General features: G+C 42.3%; 16 protein-coding genes. 3 read left to right on the top strand and 13 right to left on the bottom strand.

The window, feature by feature from the left end; genetic code table 11:
- Positions 1-56: 56 nt before the first annotated feature.
- The 7 genes from MHH89_RS04310 to MHH89_RS04280 all read right to left on the bottom strand — a co-directional run bounded on the left by MHH89_RS04310 (position 57) and on the right by MHH89_RS04280 (position 8,772).
- Complete coding sequence (locus tag MHH89_RS04310) at positions 57-1,448, bottom strand: alpha/beta hydrolase (protein ID WP_341086416.1); 1,392 nt, start codon at positions 1,446-1,448, stop codon at positions 57-59.
- A 514-nt stretch (positions 1,449-1,962) separates the two neighbouring features.
- Positions 1,963-2,685, bottom strand: coding sequence for a sensor domain-containing protein (locus MHH89_RS04305; protein ID WP_076217792.1), 723 nt, complete (start codon positions 2,683-2,685; stop codon positions 1,963-1,965).
- A 155-nt stretch (positions 2,686-2,840) separates the two neighbouring features.
- A complete protein-coding gene (locus tag MHH89_RS04300) occupies positions 2,841-3,980 on the bottom strand; it encodes a toxic anion resistance protein (protein WP_076279087.1) in 1,140 nt (379 codons plus the stop codon).
- A 24-nt stretch (positions 3,981-4,004) separates the two neighbouring features.
- On the bottom strand, positions 4,005-5,693 hold the full coding sequence (locus tag MHH89_RS04295) for a VWA domain-containing protein (RefSeq protein WP_076279088.1): 1,689 nt from the start codon (positions 5,691-5,693) through the stop codon (positions 4,005-4,007).
- 13 nt (positions 5,694-5,706) lie between these two features.
- Positions 5,707-6,450: a hypothetical protein gene (locus MHH89_RS04290; protein WP_076217794.1), complete on the bottom strand. Its 744-nt coding sequence runs from the start codon at positions 6,448-6,450 to the stop codon at positions 5,707-5,709.
- Between the two features lie 152 nt (positions 6,451-6,602).
- Positions 6,603-7,844 carry a molybdopterin-dependent oxidoreductase gene (locus MHH89_RS04285; protein WP_339190749.1) on the bottom strand — a complete coding sequence of 414 codons (1,242 nt, stop codon included), beginning with the start codon at positions 7,842-7,844 and terminating at the stop codon, positions 6,603-6,605.
- A 49-nt stretch (positions 7,845-7,893) separates the two neighbouring features.
- A complete protein-coding gene (locus MHH89_RS04280) occupies positions 7,894-8,772 on the bottom strand; it encodes a LysR family transcriptional regulator (protein WP_036686616.1) in 879 nt (292 codons plus the stop codon).
- 115 nt (positions 8,773-8,887) lie between these two features.
- Between MHH89_RS04280 and MHH89_RS04275 the strand changes: the two genes are divergently transcribed.
- Positions 8,888-10,177 carry an adenylosuccinate synthase gene (locus MHH89_RS04275; protein ID WP_076189928.1) on the top strand — a complete coding sequence of 430 codons (1,290 nt, stop codon included), beginning with the start codon at positions 8,888-8,890 and terminating at the stop codon, positions 10,175-10,177.
- A 142-nt stretch (positions 10,178-10,319) separates the two neighbouring features.
- On the opposite strand, the gene MHH89_RS04270 is transcribed toward MHH89_RS04275, so the two are convergent.
- Both MHH89_RS04270 and MHH89_RS04265 read right to left on the bottom strand, forming a co-directional pair.
- Complete coding sequence (locus tag MHH89_RS04270; RefSeq protein ID WP_036686376.1) at positions 10,320-10,508, bottom strand: hypothetical protein; 189 nt, start codon at positions 10,506-10,508, stop codon at positions 10,320-10,322.
- Between the two features lie 119 nt (positions 10,509-10,627).
- Positions 10,628-11,869: a stalk domain-containing protein gene (locus MHH89_RS04265; RefSeq protein WP_340394142.1), complete on the bottom strand. Its 1,242-nt coding sequence runs from the start codon at positions 11,867-11,869 to the stop codon at positions 10,628-10,630.
- A 166-nt stretch (positions 11,870-12,035) separates the two neighbouring features.
- Between MHH89_RS04265 and MHH89_RS04260 the strand changes: the two genes are divergently transcribed.
- Both MHH89_RS04260 and thyX read left to right on the top strand, forming a co-directional pair.
- Positions 12,036-12,572, top strand: a complete 537-nt coding sequence (locus MHH89_RS04260; RefSeq protein ID WP_076275817.1) for a GNAT family N-acetyltransferase — start codon at positions 12,036-12,038, stop codon at positions 12,570-12,572.
- Positions 12,569-13,285, top strand: coding sequence for an FAD-dependent thymidylate synthase (thyX, locus tag MHH89_RS04255; RefSeq protein WP_341086415.1), 717 nt, complete (start codon positions 12,569-12,571; stop codon positions 13,283-13,285). Before MHH89_RS04260 ends, thyX begins: the two co-directional genes overlap by 4 nt.
- 53 nt (positions 13,286-13,338) lie before the next feature.
- Here thyX and MHH89_RS04250 read toward each other — a convergent pair whose 3' ends face one another.
- From MHH89_RS04250 to MHH89_RS04235, 4 genes are all read right to left on the bottom strand, one after another.
- Positions 13,339-14,745, bottom strand: coding sequence for a GNAT family N-acetyltransferase (locus MHH89_RS04250; RefSeq protein ID WP_081388252.1), 1,407 nt, complete (start codon positions 14,743-14,745; stop codon positions 13,339-13,341).
- Between the two features lie 290 nt (positions 14,746-15,035).
- Positions 15,036-16,358 carry an outer membrane protein assembly factor BamB family protein gene (locus MHH89_RS04245; RefSeq protein ID WP_341086414.1) on the bottom strand — a complete coding sequence of 441 codons (1,323 nt, stop codon included), beginning with the start codon at positions 16,356-16,358 and terminating at the stop codon, positions 15,036-15,038.
- A 705-nt stretch (positions 16,359-17,063) separates the two neighbouring features.
- A complete protein-coding gene (locus tag MHH89_RS04240) occupies positions 17,064-18,047 on the bottom strand; it encodes an ROK family protein (protein ID WP_341086412.1) in 984 nt (327 codons plus the stop codon).
- 16 nt (positions 18,048-18,063) lie between these two features.
- Entirely contained in the window at positions 18,064-18,750 is a 687-nt protein-coding gene (locus tag MHH89_RS04235) for an N-acetylmannosamine-6-phosphate 2-epimerase (protein ID WP_076301845.1), read from the bottom strand.
- Position 18,751 lies beyond the last annotated feature (1 nt).

Here is an 18,751-nt window from a genome sequence, read left to right as displayed (position 1 = left end):
GATCATAGTAAATTCAAAAAAGGAGCATAATCTCAGTTGAATTTTAATTTCTATGACTACTTCGTATTAAAGATTATACTTATGGAATCCTCCTGAATCTCCTTAATTGTATATATACCGATTTTTTCAGCAGCGCTCACTAACGCTGAGATATACTCAGGAGTTGAATTTAATTTCCGAGCAGAAAGCTTCAGGTTAATGGAGAACTCATCCCCATGCTCGTCAACATCAAGAGATTTCACATAAACTTTAAATACCTTTACATAATGCTCATAGTTAACCAAATGCTCTTCAGTAACACCTTGAAATGAAACATTTACTTTCAAGGATTCCGGCTTCAGGAAGCTCACCTTACCTGCCTTGTCTACCTGCCCTACTTCAGGATTCAACACTTGATATTCAACTCCATCAAGGATTGTAAAATCCATCCCATTATCCATAGTGACTAGTAAATTAAGACGTATATCGATAGCTTCTGGTCCGATTAATGTCAGATAGTCACTTACTTCATGCTTGATCGTTTGTCCAGCCTCTTTCCCGGCGAACATAATCAATGGACTATGTACACGTCTATTCCATGACTTCTCTTCATGTGTACCCAAAGGGTCCATCTGAAAGAATAGATCCTTCCCTAATACAAATCCCTTCGACTTTAGTACAGTCACAAGCGGATCAATTGGCATTCCTTCGGTTACGCCCATGTCGAGCCAAATCTTCAATGCAGGCTTCCCGGACTCTTTCGCCAACTCATCCAATATACGTCCATTGCTTACCCAAGTGGCAGGGGATAAAGCCCCTATCGCTGAGAAGGTCTCCGGGTGCTGATACCCCATCCATAAAGCCTGAATAGCACCGAATGACGATCCCATTATCATCCGGTGATCCCGATCGGGAATGGTCCGGTAAGCACCATCAACATAGGGAATAACTGTATTGATAAAATATTGGGTAAATTCGGCTGCACTCGCTCCATCCGAAGGAATAGACTCATCCGGAAATGGAACATACTCCATTCCCCGTTCTGATCCATCACTTGAAGCGACTCCTATCACGATAACCTTCTCCATGGTTCCATCAGCAACGAGCTGATCAATAATCTCCTCAACTCTCCATTCTTTGCCTAAAGAGCTGGTATTTGTATTGAAAATATTCTGCCCATCGTGCATATACACAACAGGATAACGCTCACTGTCAGCTTCATAACCTGCAGGTAAATAAACAAATATTCTCCGCTCACCTATATTTTCTATGTGCACAGTACCTTTTGCCGCCCCCACATTGGTTGGGTTCTCCGATGCATTAGAAGTATTGCTTATCGTTGGATTGGGGGTTGGTGATGTAGCAACTTTTTCATTTACATTTTCGTAACTGGAACATCCCGAAAGCGCTAACAAAACTAATACTGCAAACCCCAAAAAGCTCCATCTAAATAATCCATTTGAATGCATAGAACCCCTCCTGATTTTTGTTCAAACGTTTTCACAACTCTTATTATACAGGATTTATATGGGATTATGAACATTTTTTCACAAGTTGGGGCAATGTGTAAAAGCACTCAAGTTTAATTGTATTTCATACAACTATAATCAAACAGAAGGCTCGATCACTGGATATAAGTGTATTTCATGCAGCTATTTTCTGAAAATACTCCCTTATAAGTGGATTCTCTAGTTTTTAGTTGTATAAAGTGCAGTTAAAGTCAGGATTATTCTTTGGGCACTCGAAATAACTGCACAAAGTACAGCTATTTCGCAGATTCCATCAACATCCATCACCAGTAACCGACACTAAAAAAAATCAATGAAGCAATCAGGCAGCCTCCACTAGCTCATCATTTGCAAAAGCAAACCTCCCCGCAGACCAAAAACACCAGACAGTGATTCTCCACGAACTGAAGGATCATTGTCTGGTGTTTTATTCAGATTCAGTAAGGGTTGTTTGGAGACAATCTCTTCTTTTCAATTAGTACTGTTGTCTTTCCTCGTAGGATACGAACAGCATTCTACGTTGCACATCCATAAGCATACGAATTACCCAACTTGCTAACAAGGCAACAACAAATCCAGCTACTACATAGGAGATATATTGTTGGGATAATGTCCAGTCGATCTGGAACAAAGCAAACACACTATTCTCTAAAATGTTCAAATCCATGGTTTGCAAGAAAATCTGGTGCAGCACAGGTAGTGTAATCAGGCCCAATGCAGCCGCTACTACAGTTACTGTTATTGAAAAGAAAATAATGCTGGATACGAATCGACCCATAATCAGCATGACGTTACGGGCAAACTTCGCTCCATGAAAACCTAACTTCATTCGTTGCAGGAAGCCCGCTCCCTCTAGCTGCATATCCGATCTGGCCTCTTCACTAGGTCTAGGAATATCTAACAATGATCTGACCAGCTCTTGCTCAAATTGTACGATGTAATCCAATCCCTTAGCTACTGCAAAAAACAAAGGAATTCCGATGAATATTGGGGTTAACGCAATGGATAACGTCAGCCCTGTCACCATAAACACGAAATATACAATCGTAAGCGGTAAAGAGATTAAGAAGTATAAAATACTCCGATATGTCTTTGGACTTGCTCCACGTTTGCGCGTTTTAGATTGGGGTTGTGATTCTGCTGGAATATGCATGGAATCAAGAGCTCCCATCGGCATAGTGTATAACTTATCATTCATTTCTATTGTCCTTCCTCTCACGTTTTTCAATTAATCTCATTATACGTGGGAAAAAGAAGGCTCAAAACAGTCTTGGGGCTGGAGTCATACCAGACTAAAGGCTAGGATTTGTTGCTTCGAAGCGCATAATTAACCAGATTTATGATTTTGCTAGGCTACAACCCCAACTTATTTCCCTTTTCCAGCCGTACAATCTGCTGTTCGCCATTATCTGCCAGCTCTCTGAACTGATTAATGGTTTCACGCATTTTGGGGAGAGCTTCCTGCTTATAAGTACTGATGGAATCGAGAGCGGATAGCACATCTGTAAAAGCTTGCTTTAATGTATCCACTGAAATACTTGATTCTAACGACTGTTTATGGATTTCCGCCCCTTGGTTTTTCAACATTTTTGAGGTACCGCTGATCAGGCTATCGGTGGTTTGATTTAAAAGTTCGATCTTTTTCAAAACAATTCGTTGATTATACAGCGCACTAGCTACCGTAACCGATATTTTCAAGGCAGACACGGTAACATTTCTAGCTCTGTCCACCCCTCTGATCAGCTCTTTATTATTTCGAATAACCACTTCTATGGCCATAATTCCTTGTTGATTCACTACAAGCATCTGTTGCAAATCCATGACACGCTGCCGCAACGGAAAAAGCACTTCTTCTGTAATGAACCGAACTTTCTCCTCATCCTCATCACGCAGCTTAGCCGCTTCCAGTTGCGTCTCTATTTCCTGATCCATCAGCATGCCGAGCTGAATTTCTTTTTGTAGCTTTTTTGTAAGTTCCCGAAGTGCCTGTTGCTCAAATTCCAGCGTAGTATTGTCGTTCTTCAAAACGGTCTTACCCTTGTCTAAAGAAATTATAATATCTGAAATGACAGCATCCGCCTTTTGATATTTAGCAAAATAACTACGTAATGGATTAAAGAACTTCCCAAGAAAACCCGTCTTGGCAAAATCTACTGCACTGGGATCCAAATCCTTCAGCTGGAGATTAAGCTCCGTCAAACCTTTTGCTACTTGGCCGCCTTCATCCCCTGTCTTTGATAAATTCCCCACTGAAACCTGCAACAGGGAGTTTTTGTCCGAAGAGGATCTCATCGTTTCCATACCGAAGCTATCAATGGATTGCAGCACCGCTTTCCGCTTATCCAGTGACTCTAAATTCAGATCCAGAATGGCGGAGACATTGTTTACTGCCAGTGTTTTCAGTTGTGATACTTCCTCAGGCTCAGGTTTGACCTGCTCTTCAATTACTGATTTCAGCTTTTCCTGACTTACGACTTCCATAGTAAACGACATAGAACCCCTCCTATAAAAAATAGCTTACATTTGAACATTGAGCAGGTTGCCAATTTTATAGACTACATCATCTGTATCTGCATTGATGTTGGCCGCTTCATTTATACTCGAAATACTCTCAAGCGCCTTGATATTCGCATTGTAGCCAATCGTGTAAATCGGGATTTTGTAGGTCTCAATAAGACCTCTGATATCATTCAAGGAATGCCCTTCATTGGTCTCTCCATCACTTAATACAAAGATTAACGGCTTCAAATCCGGATTTAGCTGTAATTCCGTTTGAAGCATATGGATGGCTACCGCGATCCCGTCAAAAGTAGCCGTCCCCCCATTTGCTTGAAGACTATCAATCGCACCAACAAACATGGACTGCTGGTTCGTGTCATATTTTCCAATCGGAAGATTGATTGTAACGTTATCAGAGTAAGAGACAAAACCAATGCTGTTATCCTTGCCCAAGTACTTCTGGCCTGTTAATAAAGATTGCTTTAAGCGGTTCAAGGGTTCCCCGTTCATACTTCCTGAGACATCTGCCACAAATACTGCGGCGATAGGTTTATTGCCATTTTTCTTCTCTTTCCACAGCTTCTGAGCTGAGGATATGAGACTGCCATCCACTGTACTAAGCTCTGATTGGTAATCATTAAGACCATTGAAGCCTTTTTTCTCACCCAGCTCCTGGTATTTATCCTGTTCAACAAACTCAGCAAACTTCTTAATAATATCGAGTTTTTCCTGAGGAAGATCACCTAAAGCATAAAGCGGGCTGTCATGTCTTACACCAAAAGGAGTGAATACATACCCCCCTTTCAAATCTGTTGCATTCAAAAAGATCTGGTATTCTAAGACAAAAGCATCAAGCTTACCGGTTTTTGCAGCCTCTCGCATCTGTAAAGTGGTTGAGGCAATAAAGGGAACATTTGCTTGGAATTTCTCAAAGCCCTGCACCGCTTGCTCACCAAGTAAGTCTGAACCGCCAAACGTCCCAAGCGCTGTTACCAGAAAGTTTAAACCCGTAGAACTGGCAAAAGGGTCGGTATAGCCCATTGATAATTCATTATTTGCTATGGCATCTGTAACCGTCTTGACGTTTAAAGAACCGTATTTCTCTATTAGTTCATCATATTTCGCCTTACTGGTAACAATACCAGCTACATTACCTACAAGACGTTTAGTGATTAGCTGAGTGTTCATCCCGTTTGCTTTTACCATTTCGCCCCACAGCTCATTTGAAGGGGTAAAGGCATCTGGCACATACTTCCCAGATCTTATGTAATCTGTCGCTGTACCTGAAGCAATATTACGGATTTTCACAGAAACATGACTCCCGTTCACCTCAATATTAGAGTTGTTAAAATCTGTAGCAACTTCATTTAGCCAACCATCATTACCCGTTCCTGATTTCTCTGTAGAAGAAAATATCTCTACAAAGCTATCTGTTGTATTGTCTACGGATACAGGAAACTTTGAGATATCTGGTAGTGAATCCCCAATCGCGACAGGATCCAGATCAATCTGGCCTTTGATTTGCTCAGCAGTGGTCACGTTTATGTTCTTATATAGCTTCTCAAGCTGCTTCCCCGCATCTTCGGAAGAAATCTGGGTTTTGGTTTTTCCTATATTAGAAGTCAAGGTGATTCCAAAATACACGAGAGCAAAAACTACCACCGTAATGGTCCCTAAAACTGCTACTGTTTTTCCTTTATTAGCCATACACATCTCCCCTTCATTGCTTATAGAATTTCGTCTGCTTGATCAGCTCATCGATTTCCTTCATACAAGGCATCTCTTCAACATCTGTATAATCTGTACTGTCAAGTAGCGATATTTCCAGCAGCAGCTTATCCAGCTTCAGCAGAATCTCTTCATTTGCCCCAAGATACCCTGTTACGTAGGCTAAATATTCATTGTACAAAGCTGTCTTTTTTTGCACCAGTTTATCTGAGAACTGCGAGGGTCTATGCTGGCTGGAGAAAAGGGTGAACTCTGAGGCATCAAATACACTGAGTTTATTCAGAATCCCTCGAATGTTCAGGTAAAAAAGCTTTGCTACTTCATAACTGACTGCATTAAATTTTTTGAAGCTAAGTTCAGTGGATTCGAATCTCTGACCTAAAACATCTAACAAGGTACTTCTCTTCTTTTCCATCCGGGATATCTGATCTAGAGCAAGCGCAATGTCTTTTTTCAGCACTTTGACATTTTTGTATTGAGTAAGCGCGGCTATATAATCCTCATAAGATTTCAGTGTTTTCACAGCAGGGATAGATGAAGGTTTAAACAATAAAATATAACTTCCGTAAAGAACAACAAGTAGACTAACAAACAACAATGTCACACCTAAAGCTATTTCAAATACACTGGTTCCTCCGATTTCCACCCCTAATAAACCTGGTGACAACACGATAATGTTCAGTAGTACCACACCGAGAATAAGTCCCAACAGCTTTATGGCTCTAACCCCGTTCATCACAACCACCTCCTGCATCCCAGTCACTTCTATTGTATGGAGCAATTTCTGTTATTACGTCTCTTCATTTGCTATATGCTAAAAAAATAAGGAATTAATCAACAAAAAAACCTTAACAGGCAATAAGCCCATTAAGGTTAACGATCCCTATTTTATACCCACGCATCATTTGAATACCCGCGTTGCTCCCAATATCCCGTATGATCGCCTTCGATCAGCTCAATCCGGTTCAGCCACTTCACAGACTTGTATGCGAACATCTTCGGAACGATTAACCGTACAGGACCGCCGAGATCGCTAGGAATCGGCTTTCCATCATGCATTACCGCGACCAGCACATCATCCATGTCGGCTTGTTCCAATGTGAGCGTATCCGTGTATACACCATCACCCGAATAGAATTTCACAGTCTTAGCTGTGGGCTTCACACCGGCCTGACTCAAAAGATCTTTTAGCTTGATTCCTTCCCAGGTATTCTTATAGACTGACCAGCCTGTCACACAGTGAAAATCACTCACCTGAACGGTCCGCTTCAGCTTTACGAACTGTTCCCAGTTCCACTTGAAATTCTGCTCCACAAGCCCATCTATCGTAAAAGACCAATTGTTGTTCGTAAACTCTGGAATCGGAGTGACTGTGTAAACACGGAATTGTCCTTGCGCCCCTCCTCCGAGAGGGGGTGAGGATGCCGCCAGTGGCTGGGGTGCAGGCAACAACTGATTACGATCACTTTCGATCAGCTTATCAATTGTTTCGCTGCCTCCGATATTTCCAATTGAACTGCCGAGCCATTTTATAAACGATGGACCTATAGTTACCGCAAGCCCAACACCAATCGATCCGCGTATGAAAGCTCTACGTGTATAAACCGGCTGCGGGGTTTCCCGATGATTCGAAGGGCTGCCTGTCTCAATGCCACTTTTCACTATCCGCCGGCTCGGTTCTTTAAGCCATTTTACCCGAGTCAAAGAATGATAAATAATATAAGGAAGGCCTATCCAGGTCAATAAGTCATGGACGATCAGAGCAACGTTCGATACATGTGGACCCACCACGCGGAATTGCCAGAGTAGTACTCCTGAAACGAACCAGCCGAGCAGCAATGAAAGTACAACGATTACATTAAAACGTTGCCAAGGCCGCTCCTTCAGTTGTTTCCAATGTTTCCCTGCCAGCAGCAAATAATAAATAACCGGAATGATCGAAGCGACACCGACCACGATATGAAGCCCTTTGATCCATACTCTGCCTTCCCCTAAGAAGCCACGCCAGAAGCCACCTACAAGTACAAGTCCTGTGAGTGTGAGCAACACAACCAGCCAGCCATTCCAGGTATGAAGCGCCCGAAGCTTTTTCCCGTATCCCTTTCGCAGCCGAGCCAGTAAAGGATTCATTACCTTTCCTCCTCTTCACTATGTATGCTCTAATAGCTCTTTCCTGATTCTACTCTAATAATGTTAGAAAAGACTTTGAAGCAGCTGTAAGAGGAACTCCACGCAGGGTAGCAATTCCTATGTTACGTTCTGGCAAAGGCGGGTCCAGAGGAATTTCGACAAGCTCACCTTTCTTCAATTCTTCGGTTACGTAATCACGAATAACAAAAGCAAGGCCAAAACCACGTTTCGCAAACTGAACAAGCAAATCCACACTTCCCAGTTCAAATTCAGGTGTAATTGTCAGATGATTAGAAGCTAAAAACTGATCCATATACTTTCTGGTGCTGCCACCCGCTTCTAAGCATAACAACGGATACTGCTGAATGTCAGCAAGCGGCATGGTCTTGTCCGCTAAATGACGAAAACCTTTGCCCCCTACCAGGCAATCTTGAAGCTGAGTACTTTTGCGAAAATCAATCTGTTTATCAGATGTCGGCAAGCTGACGATACCAAAATCAATTTTCCCTTCTTTTAAAAGCGTAAGTGTTTCTGGTGTCGTACGATTTGTAATATGAATGCGGATATTGGGAAATTGTTCATGAAATTGCTCCAAAAAAGGTAACAGATAATATTTGCATAAGGTGTCACTTGCTCCGATATGAATCTCGCCGCTGTTCAGATTGTTCATATCTGCGATCGCTCTTTCGCCCATGTCTACATGATGAAAGGCTTGCTCAATAAAGCTTAGCAGTACTTTTCCTTCTGTTGTTAGATCGACCCCGCGAGAAGTGCGAAAAAATAACGGGCCGCCCATTTTTTCTTCCAATTGTTTAATCGTGTGACTTACTGCCGGTTGTGTAATATTGAGTCGTTCTGCCGCAGCAGTTAAACTCCCAGTATTCGCTACCCAATAAAAAGAGCGATACCACTCCAAATTAATGTCCATCCCCACGTCATTACTCCACCTTATAATAGATATAACTTATATCAATTTTTCTAATGATTTAACTAGCATTATACTTAGTCCTGTAGCCAAAAACAAGCTTGGGAGGCGAAAACGCGTGACCGTAATTGCAATTGTAGGAGCAAACTGGGGCGACGAAGGAAAAGGAAAAATGACGGATGTGCTAGCTGCACAATCTTCCTTTGTCGTTCGTTTTCAAGGTGGTAGTAATGCTGGGCATACCATCATAAACCAATATGGAAAATTTTCATTGCATATGCTGCCATCTGGGGTATTTTATCCTTCCGTTACAAACATTATTGGACCCGGAACAGCACTTGATACAGAAGTATTAATAAAAGAATTGAAAGCTTTAACGGATAGAGGTGTGCCAAAGCCTAGATTATTCGTATCCGAACGGGCGCAAATCGTGCTTCCAATCCATCGTTTGTTTGATGAACTAGAAGAGGAACGTCTGGGATCTCAAGGATTCGGTTCAACAAAACGGGGAATCGCACCATTTTACGCAGATAAATATGCAAAGCTAGGCATACAGGTAGCGGATTTATTTGATACCGCCCGACTTGAGAAACGTCTTGAACAATTACTCGCTTCCAAAAATATCTTACTTGAGCATTTATATAAGAAAGCGCCGATTCAAATCTCGGAATTAATGATTCAGCTGCAAGAAGAAGCTGCACAGCTAGTGCCTTATGTAGCCAATACAACAGACTTGCTGCAAGAGGCTTATGCCAAGGGAGAGACTATCTTACTTGAAGGTCAGCTTGGGGCTCTGCGTGATCCTGATCACGGTATTTATCCTTACTCCACCTCCTCTTCAACACTTGCCGGGTTTGCACCTGTCGGTGCCGGTCTTCCTGCAGCAGCTATCACGAATGTCATCGCTGTAACCAAGGCCTATTCCAGTTGTGTCGGCGCTGGACCTTTTGTTACGGAATTAGAAGGGCCCGTTGCGGATGAACTTCGTACAAGAGGTGGCGATGCCGGGGAATTCGGGGCTACGACTGGCCGTCCTAGACGTATGGGCTGGTTTGATGCTGTAGCTACTCGTTACGGTTGCCAAATGCAGGGTGCCACTGAAGTCGTGTTGACTAATCTTGACGTGCTTGGTTATTTGGATGAGATTCCGGTTTGTGTGGCTTATGAGCTTGAAAATGGAGAGATCACCGACAAGTTCCCGGCTACGAATAAACTGAACTCTGCAAAACCGATATTCACGCATTTATCTGGCTGGAACTGCGATATCTCTCAGATCACCGACTTCGAAGATCTGCCAGAACAAGCTAAGCTTTACATTGATTTTATTGAAACCTCTATTGGCACGCGTATTACTACGATTTCCGTGGGTCCTAGACGCGAACAGGTCATTAATCGGATAACGAAATAATCATATACGTACTAAATCTCTGTAGAATTTAAAAGAAGCGCCTCTCTTATTAGAGAAGCGCTTCTTTGTTTTATTCATGAGAAGGGCTGCCTCATACGTAGAAAAATCCACTTTTGAGACAGCCTCTTTTTGTGTACTCTTTTTAAATCAACACGGCATCCACTTTCGTCTGCGGAGCCTTGTCACAGCGTTTACAGACCTTAACGACTGCTCCATCCGTTTTTTTCTTGGGATAAAGCAGCTTAATACGGGTGTTCTGACAGATTGGGCAAGTGCCCCTGCCCCTTGATGGTAAATTCCAAAGTGCATGTCCACGTTTTGACTTTGCCATGAATAAACCCCTCATTTCGGCCAACAATAGTCAACACTTTAATTCTGAAAGTGCTTCTCCAAAATGATATGTCGCAAAGACAGGCTCTATGACTAAAGTAACGCAGAAGTTAGGAAGAATTAATTCGTATAAATCATGGAGACAACACCGTTCGTAAAGGTAACATAGTTATAATTACCATACTGCCAGGTCTCCACTTGAATGCCACTACCTGATAATGTGGATTTACTTATTGGCTTACCCCAACTAAACTCCACTTGCTGCTTGGTCATCCCAGTAGCAACTATGCTCTTTTTAATCTTACTCCAAATCGCATCTGACCACTTATAGGTCTTAAATGGATCCGTTGTTAAGAAATATTCTTTATTTCCTAATGTACGGATCAACTCATCCCCCGACATTGTATAAGAGTTAAGAATTTGCCCCGTTGATAAAACCTTAAATGAAATGGCGAATTCACCTTCATAATCAGGTAGAATATCTACAATAGTGACTTTTTGGAACTTATAATCGGAGTCGAATTGATTGAGCCAATATGTTTTTCCAATGAACTTAACGAGGTTTCCTTGTTCTTCCTTCTTAAAAATCTGCGCAGTTTGTTTCGTATAGGCGAACAACTCTGCTTTGCCGAAGTAGATCTCCATCGTCTGATAATTTCCATCCCAAATTAACTCTGCTGACAGTGCAGTTTTTAAAAGCGTGGCAGGAAAAACTGTAGATCCGTCGATCTTTTGCACTTTACCACTCATTTTGACCTTCGCACCATTCACCATTGCAATATCGCTTCCGAGTTGAAGCTGTATTGGCAAATCTCCTAGGCGAATGCTAAAGATTTTAGTTGCTGTATTAACTTGGACTGTTGCTCCCAACGTTTGAAAAACCGATTGAACCGGCAAATACATTGTTCCATTAACAAATGCACCTTGATCAATATCATGGTCCGCACTGATCGAAACTTTTATTGTTTTGGTATCTGATCCTGAAATGACCGTTACGTTCGTTTCTCCTACCGCTAAGGCTTTCATTGTGCCATCGGCTTGCTTTTGCAGCAAATAAGGTTTTTCAATTACGACATTTGCTTGAGCTAACGGAACGCGTTCGGATATGCCATCGGCATCTTTAGCATAGATTTGTACCGGAACATTGTCCCCAACAGTGATTTCGGTCGCATCCATCTGAAAAATCAAATCTTCAACCTGCGGATTGCCTTCATTGTATGATGACGAAACTGAACTGGCACTCCGTAAAATACTACCTTGATCGTAATCGACGTTACGCGTATCTGCCGCCTTCACTGTATGTATTGGACCCAACATAGATACTGCTAACGCTGCAGTGATGCTCCATTTAATAGCTTTCATTTTCCTTACATCCCCTCTAAATATATAAACCTTAATTACTGTATCACAATTCCACAATTTTACTAGAGAAAAATTTACAGAAATATTTTTTTGTATTTCTAGTGAATTTACTCCGTGATAATTACAGAGTCTTCCATTATAATCATGGATTAGGAGGTATTAACTCATGGAAATAATAGCCGACAGATTGATATTAAGAGATTATACAAGCGATGATTTTTCTTTTTATGAAGAACTGGAACTTAATCCTTTGTCTCACAAATATGAAAACACCGCACCAGATGCAAAACAAATTAAAGAGAACTTCCTTTCGATTCTGACTCAGACTACCAGCGATCCGCGTGAGCATTATGATCTAGCAGTATGTACAAAGCAAAATAGAACCCCCATAGGCAACGTAAGTATAAAGTTAAATTGGGAAGAGATCAGAGAGTGGGAGATTGGCTGGGTCCTACTGCCGGAATACTGGAAAATGGGCTATGCGACAGAAGCCGTCAAAACACTGATAGGCTACGCCTTTAGCTCTCTTAATGCCCATAGAGTCGTTGCCTATGCCAATGCAGAGAATCTTCAATCTGAAAAAGTTATGATTAGAGCAGGAATGATTAGGGATGGAATCCTCAGAGAGACTAGATTTTGCAATCAACAATGGTGTGACGAACTCATTTACTCTGCTTTGGAAAAGGAGGCTACATTAAATTGACAACAATCAAAGTTTTAAATGAAGGTTATGTAAGATTAGTAGATCATATGGGCTCAGATTTAACGGTTGCTAACGCTGCGCGTGTTTCTTATGCAAAACAATCTTTTGAGCTTAGTGATCGGGATATTAAACTAATAAAATTCCTTGCCCGTGAAGGACATACCTCTCCTTTCCGCCATGCCATCACACAATTTGAGGTTTATGCCCCATTAATGGTTGCGAGACAGTGGTGGAAATACGTAGTCGGTTCTGCTCATTACGAAGGTACTGGAGATAGCTTGGAAGCCTGGAACGAATCCAGCCGCAGATACATAACAGAAGAACCCGTTTTTTATCAACCTGCTGCGGGAGAATGGAGATCCAAACCAGAGAATTCCAAACAAGGCAGTGGTGAAATCATTGCATGGGAGCTTGGTGAAAAATACACCCGTGAGCTTCAAGAATACACCGAGTTAGGATTATCTAAGTATGAAGCAGCTTTAGCAGATGGTATATGTGCTGAACAAGCAAGACTGTTTCTACCTGCTTATGGATTATTCGTTCGTTGGTACTGGACAGCTTCAGTTCAATCTGTAGCCCATTTTTTAAATCAAAGACTGGAGCATGACGCTCAGAAAGAAATTCAGGAGTATGCAAAAGCAATTTTATCGCTAATTGAGCCACTATTCCCTGTCTCTTTTGATCAGCTGCTGACAACCGGCTCTGTAGATTAATTTATTTCCTAATATAAAAAAGAGCCGCCAAACCCTTGGCGGCTTTTCCCTTTTTACACTACCAACCCTCGTATAACTTCAAACTCGTCCCTACTGACTTCAACGAACCCGAGTGATGTATATAAATTCGTAGCACGTTCGTTTTCGATCCGATGGCCAATAACGATTTTGTCGCAATGATGTTCTGCTTTAATATAACGAATTAAGGTATCCATACCCGTTCTGCCTAAACCCCTGTTCTGATATTTCTGGTCAATCATAAAAGCCATAATCCAATAACTTCCATCCTCAGGATCTACGCTATACACAGAGAAACCTACCAATTCTTCATCTGCGTATAAAGCGAGCGGGGTCATACCACAATAAGCTGCTTCTGCTAACCAATAGACCACCGGTACAGGAAAAATAGCCTTTTGCTCATCCGATACTTCTAATTGAGTACAAGCGTACCAGTTTTTTTCAGTAATATCCTTCAGCACTATATGTGGTTGAAAGCCGGTTCGTAATCGGTCACAAACTCTTTCTAATTTCAGTTTAAGCTGTTTCGCCCAATCCGGGAAAATAGAATCATCCGTATTCTCCATACACCGAAGTAATCTAGCAAAACTGTATAAGTCTGCAAATCTTTGAAATTCAGGTATCAACTTCATATACTCATCATCTAGCTGCTTAACCGATCTATATCCACTAATAAAATGGTCAATGTTTCTTCTACTCTCATTATCATCCGATTCCGTCAGGTCTCTTAACGCCGATGTAATATCCATCGCAAACCAGTGATACATAGAGTCATCAAAATCGATGGCACTGTAGCGGGATTCTTCTTGCATATAAAAGATATTATCCATCTCAAAATCATAATGCACGAGCCCAGTATGCCCTACTCCAAAAGGAAGCTCTGATAGCCAAGCTTCAATCCGCTCATATTCCTTAAGCGCCTTATGCTCCTCAGGATGCCTGCTCAATACGGAATAAATAAAATTCAATGAATCGACCCAGCTTTTGCGATAAGGTGTGCTCGGTGCATAGGTTTCCGAAAAATTATGCAGACGTGCAAGCGATTGGCCCCATTGATAAAAATGAGGTTCCTTCATCTCATCAAGTGAAACATATTCACCCTGGGCCTGTTCAAAAACTACCCCGTGGTATCGCCCGTGATCCGTTAACAACGTTTCAATCCAATTGCCAGACTTAGAACGCACTGGAGAGACAGTCTCATAACCTTGTTCTAATAAATACATCATAAAATCCAGCTCTGCCTGGATATTGTCTGGAGAATTATCCTCTTCATGAGTAAACCTTAAATAAAAGCGGTTACCATTCCACTGAAAGGTATAAATAAAATTGCTGCTGGCCCTTACCATCTTTAAGGTTCCAGGCTCATGATTCCAATACTTAATCATCTCTTTAGCAGGAAGATCGTTCTCCGTTCCCCGCACCATGTTCATTAAAGTCATCATTGTCCGATAGTGCCTCCTGCTTCATGACGGATTTGATTCTGGGTTCCCCCATTAACATTATCGGTAAATTATTCTATTAAATCAAGGGATTTTGATAGGCAGAGCTTTTGCTCTCCCACCATATCTATAGCATTATAAAAAAACACTTTTCTAATTAGGACTATATAATTCACTGTGCCGGAGCAAATCTCCGACCAAGCGACTCATCGTCCTCTACCCAGTCATATTTCAGAATAAGCGGAGCAGGCACAACAGTCTCCAGTTGCTCTACACTCTCCCGCACATCATCATCAAAGTATCCTATAGTCAAGTACAAGGGAAGAGATCAAGTTAGACAAAGATCTGGCGCCTTCACCAATCGTTTCCCAGTTGAATTTCTCCCCCAGTACTGTTGTCCAGCCTTGGGACTGCCCGATGGAGATTTGCAAATGAAGTTCCCATTTAGGCTCCATCTTAGCCGTCCAATAGGAGGACAGGACGTAAATCACTTCATCATTTGCCAAAATCACCGAATGAATGGAACCTTTGATTGCGGTCTCTGCTAAATGCACTCCTTTTTGGGAAAAAATATCAACAACGGAGTAGCTTTCAATCGAGTTATCCATTAAGCGACTTTGAATAACGTTGCCGCATCGGCCGAGAATTGGCTGAGTTATTGCAAAACCTTTAGTTTCCGCTCTCCATAGCTGTTCACCGTCTCGCGTTAAACAAATGAATTCCCCGCCGGTCAAATTTACGTATAAATTACCGTCTGCGCCCAGGGAAGGGCTGTTGTCAACGTAACTTTCCTCCGGTTGGTATATCCATTTCACTTCGCCATCCGGAGCAATGGCATATAACTGGCTAGAAAGACACCCATACATAACCCCATCCTGATCTATGACAGGGGGACGGTGCCCTTCTCCTTGACCCATCCGTTTCTCCCACAACAACTCTCCATCAGGACTAAAAGCATAAAGTTTGGAATTCACATTTTGACCAATATATATGATTCCTTCACGGGAAATAACCGGATCGCACCAAAATATGGACGAGCACTTGTAAACCCATCTTATGGTTCCATCCGCATCAAAAGCATAGAGTCTCCCAATAATTTGTGACTCATCTTCATATGTACACAGGTAAATATGCCCTTCGCTGTTTACCACCGGCCTGCCATACGGCACACCATCCACTGCGGTCTTCCAATTTATCCGGCCGTTTTCGTCAACCGAAATGAGCTGATTATCTCGAATGCTATTGGTCGCAACCAAAATGGAGGCTGGGCTGATCAGCAGGGGAGACATAAGGGATGACTTAGTCTCCAATAGCAGCTCCACAGTGTCAGATTCAAAGCAAACCCGAAACAGTTTGCCGTATTGATGATTAAGCTCGAAATCACCCTGCCCCACAGCTAAAATGGCTCTCCCTTGTTCATCCACTGTAAACGAGCTTAATCCATATGAAAAATCCGGCCGCCCCGAGTCAACAACTCGCTTCAAAACTGAAAGCGATGTTGGAGCTCTGAATCGGGATTGTCTGGTCCAATTCGCCTCAATGGGATGAATGGCTAATGGACAATAGCTGCCTTGTTGAAAACCGCCTATTCCTTCGTTGTTATTATAACCGACCATAATTTTCCCATCCTTTGTTATATAAGTTAAGGGATACAAACTGGATATCTTGTATTTCTTAAGCCTAATTAAAATCTTAGCTAGGCTGGTTTGGTCAAACAAGTTATCCGAGCCGGACCAGTTAAGGTCGAATTTCCCCGAGTCTTTGGACACATTGAATTCGTCGTAGCGATATCGTGTGATATGCTCACATTAATGAATCACCATCATAAATTCAACGTAAAAAGCGAAAAACTACTTCCCATAACATGGGTTAGTTGTGTTGATGGTTGAACGAAGAAGGGTTCATTCGGCAGTGGGTACTGGGGCGGGCTATAACTAATAAAAGAAACCACATGGAGTATTATTCACATGTGGTTCTAACTAAATTATTTAAAAAATTTAACCAATCCCAAAACACTAATCAATCTTCAATGGTTCAATTGTTTTTACCGCACTCAGGGGAATCTGAGAAATAGAATAAATGTATTCTATACAGTTATTTCGTAGGCGAATGCAATCATTTTGACTTTAGTTGCATTTTCTACAACTAAAAACACGAGAAGCCACCACTAAGGCTGTAAATCAAGAAAATAGCTGTACAAAATACACTTATACCCATCGGCTGGAGGGATTCGAGAAATATAGTTGTACGATGTACAATTAAACTCGCTTCTACGTATTGCTCCCCGTGATTTTCTATACAGATAGATGGTGAATAGCCCCTTATAACTCTGCTCTCTTTACTTTATCGGGACTATACTCCCACATCTGCAGCCCCGCACCGATCATTCCACATAAATTACCATAATAGGCTGCTTCAATATGAACATTTTCCAGCATCGATGGCATTACTCTGCCCTTTACTTCCCTTCTAATGCCTTCAAACAAAAGTTCGCCTGCTTCAGCAACTCCACCGCCAATGACGATGACTTTAGGGTTAAAAATATGGATTAATGAAGCAATCGCGGATCCGAGCGCAGCAATCGTGTCTTCCATTAACGCTGTAGCCAGAGAGTCACCTGCCCGCCATCTCGCTATCACTTCCCGTGAGTCTACGTTCTCTGGGGACTGGTTATGTAATAAAAGCTTGTCGCGCATGCGACGTGCGATACTTGTGCCTGAAGCATACTGCTCCAAGCAGCCTGTTCCACCACAAACGCATGCAGGTCCTTTGAAATCTACGGACATATGGCCTAACTCTCCAGCCCCACCCCAAGAACCGTGGACAAGATGGCCGTCTACGACTATCGCTCCACCCACGCCCGTACCAAGGGCAAGACAGATAAAGTCTTTTACCTCTTTGCCTGAACCTAAATATTTCTCTGTTATTGCTAATACATTCACGTCATTATCAACGATTACTGGAAGTTGAAATTGTGTCAGAAGCAGATCCTTCAAAGCTGTGCCAGCATAGCCAGGGATAAGATCCGAAGCGGAGCGGATACGCCCCGCCTCCCAATCCATTTGCCCTGCTGATCCTACGCCAATTCCTTGGAGCTGAATTCCCGCTTGTTGTGCTGTTATTTCATCCATTAATGTCCGAATTGCTAGTATAATGCGATCCATTGTTTTCGTCTGTCCAACCAATGTGCTTAGGCTTACAGTATGTAAAACGTCCCCTTGTGAAGAGACGAGTCCGGCATTAATTTTCGTGCCGCCAATATCTACTCCGATCGCATATTCTATATGAGGATCATACCCTTCCATCGCGGACTCACCTCCGTCAGTCATTGAAATTGCTCACGGCCTTAACATATCTCGAAGTGATCAATTGTGGCCTAGTAATTGCACTTCCTACAACAACATAGGATGCCCCCGCATTCTTAGCTTTTGCTGCGTCTTCCGGTGTCCATATCCGTCCTTCCGCAACAACAGGAATGTTCACTAATTTGCTTAATTGTTGAATTAAGACAAGGTCCGGTCCTTCCTGCTGTGTACTGTATGGGGTGTAGCCTGAAAGCGTGGTACCGATGAAATCCACACCTAATTTCTCAGCGGCAAGCCCTTCCTCAAATGTCGAAATATCCGCCATAACCAGCACACCTCTCAGATGTGCATATTCTATTAATGGCTTTACTGACTCTAAGCGTTCTTCCCGATTCGTTACATCAAGCGCAATAATCTCTGCTTTTGCAGAAACAATCGCCTTCACTTCATCTAAGGTTGGTGTTATAAATATGGCTGATCCGGGAATATCCCGTTTAATAAGTCCAATGACCGGTACATTTACTTCTTTTTTGATAGCTACAATATCTGGAACACCATTTGTCCGGATTCCTATAGCTCCTGATTGAACCGCTGCTCTTGCCATTTTAGCCATTGTATCCCCACCATGAAGCGGCTCATGCTCAAGTGCCTGACAGGAAACAATCAGACCTTTCACCGGAAAGATATCACTTATTCGAGTCATT

The sequence above is a fragment of the Paenibacillus sp. FSL H7-0323 genome, assembly GCF_038002725.1.
Lineage (GTDB): Bacteria > Bacillota > Bacilli > Paenibacillales > Paenibacillaceae > Paenibacillus_AQ > Paenibacillus_AQ odorifer.
The sequence above is the reverse complement of the archived record's forward strand: the minus strand, read 5'-3'. Positions and strand labels throughout refer to the sequence as shown.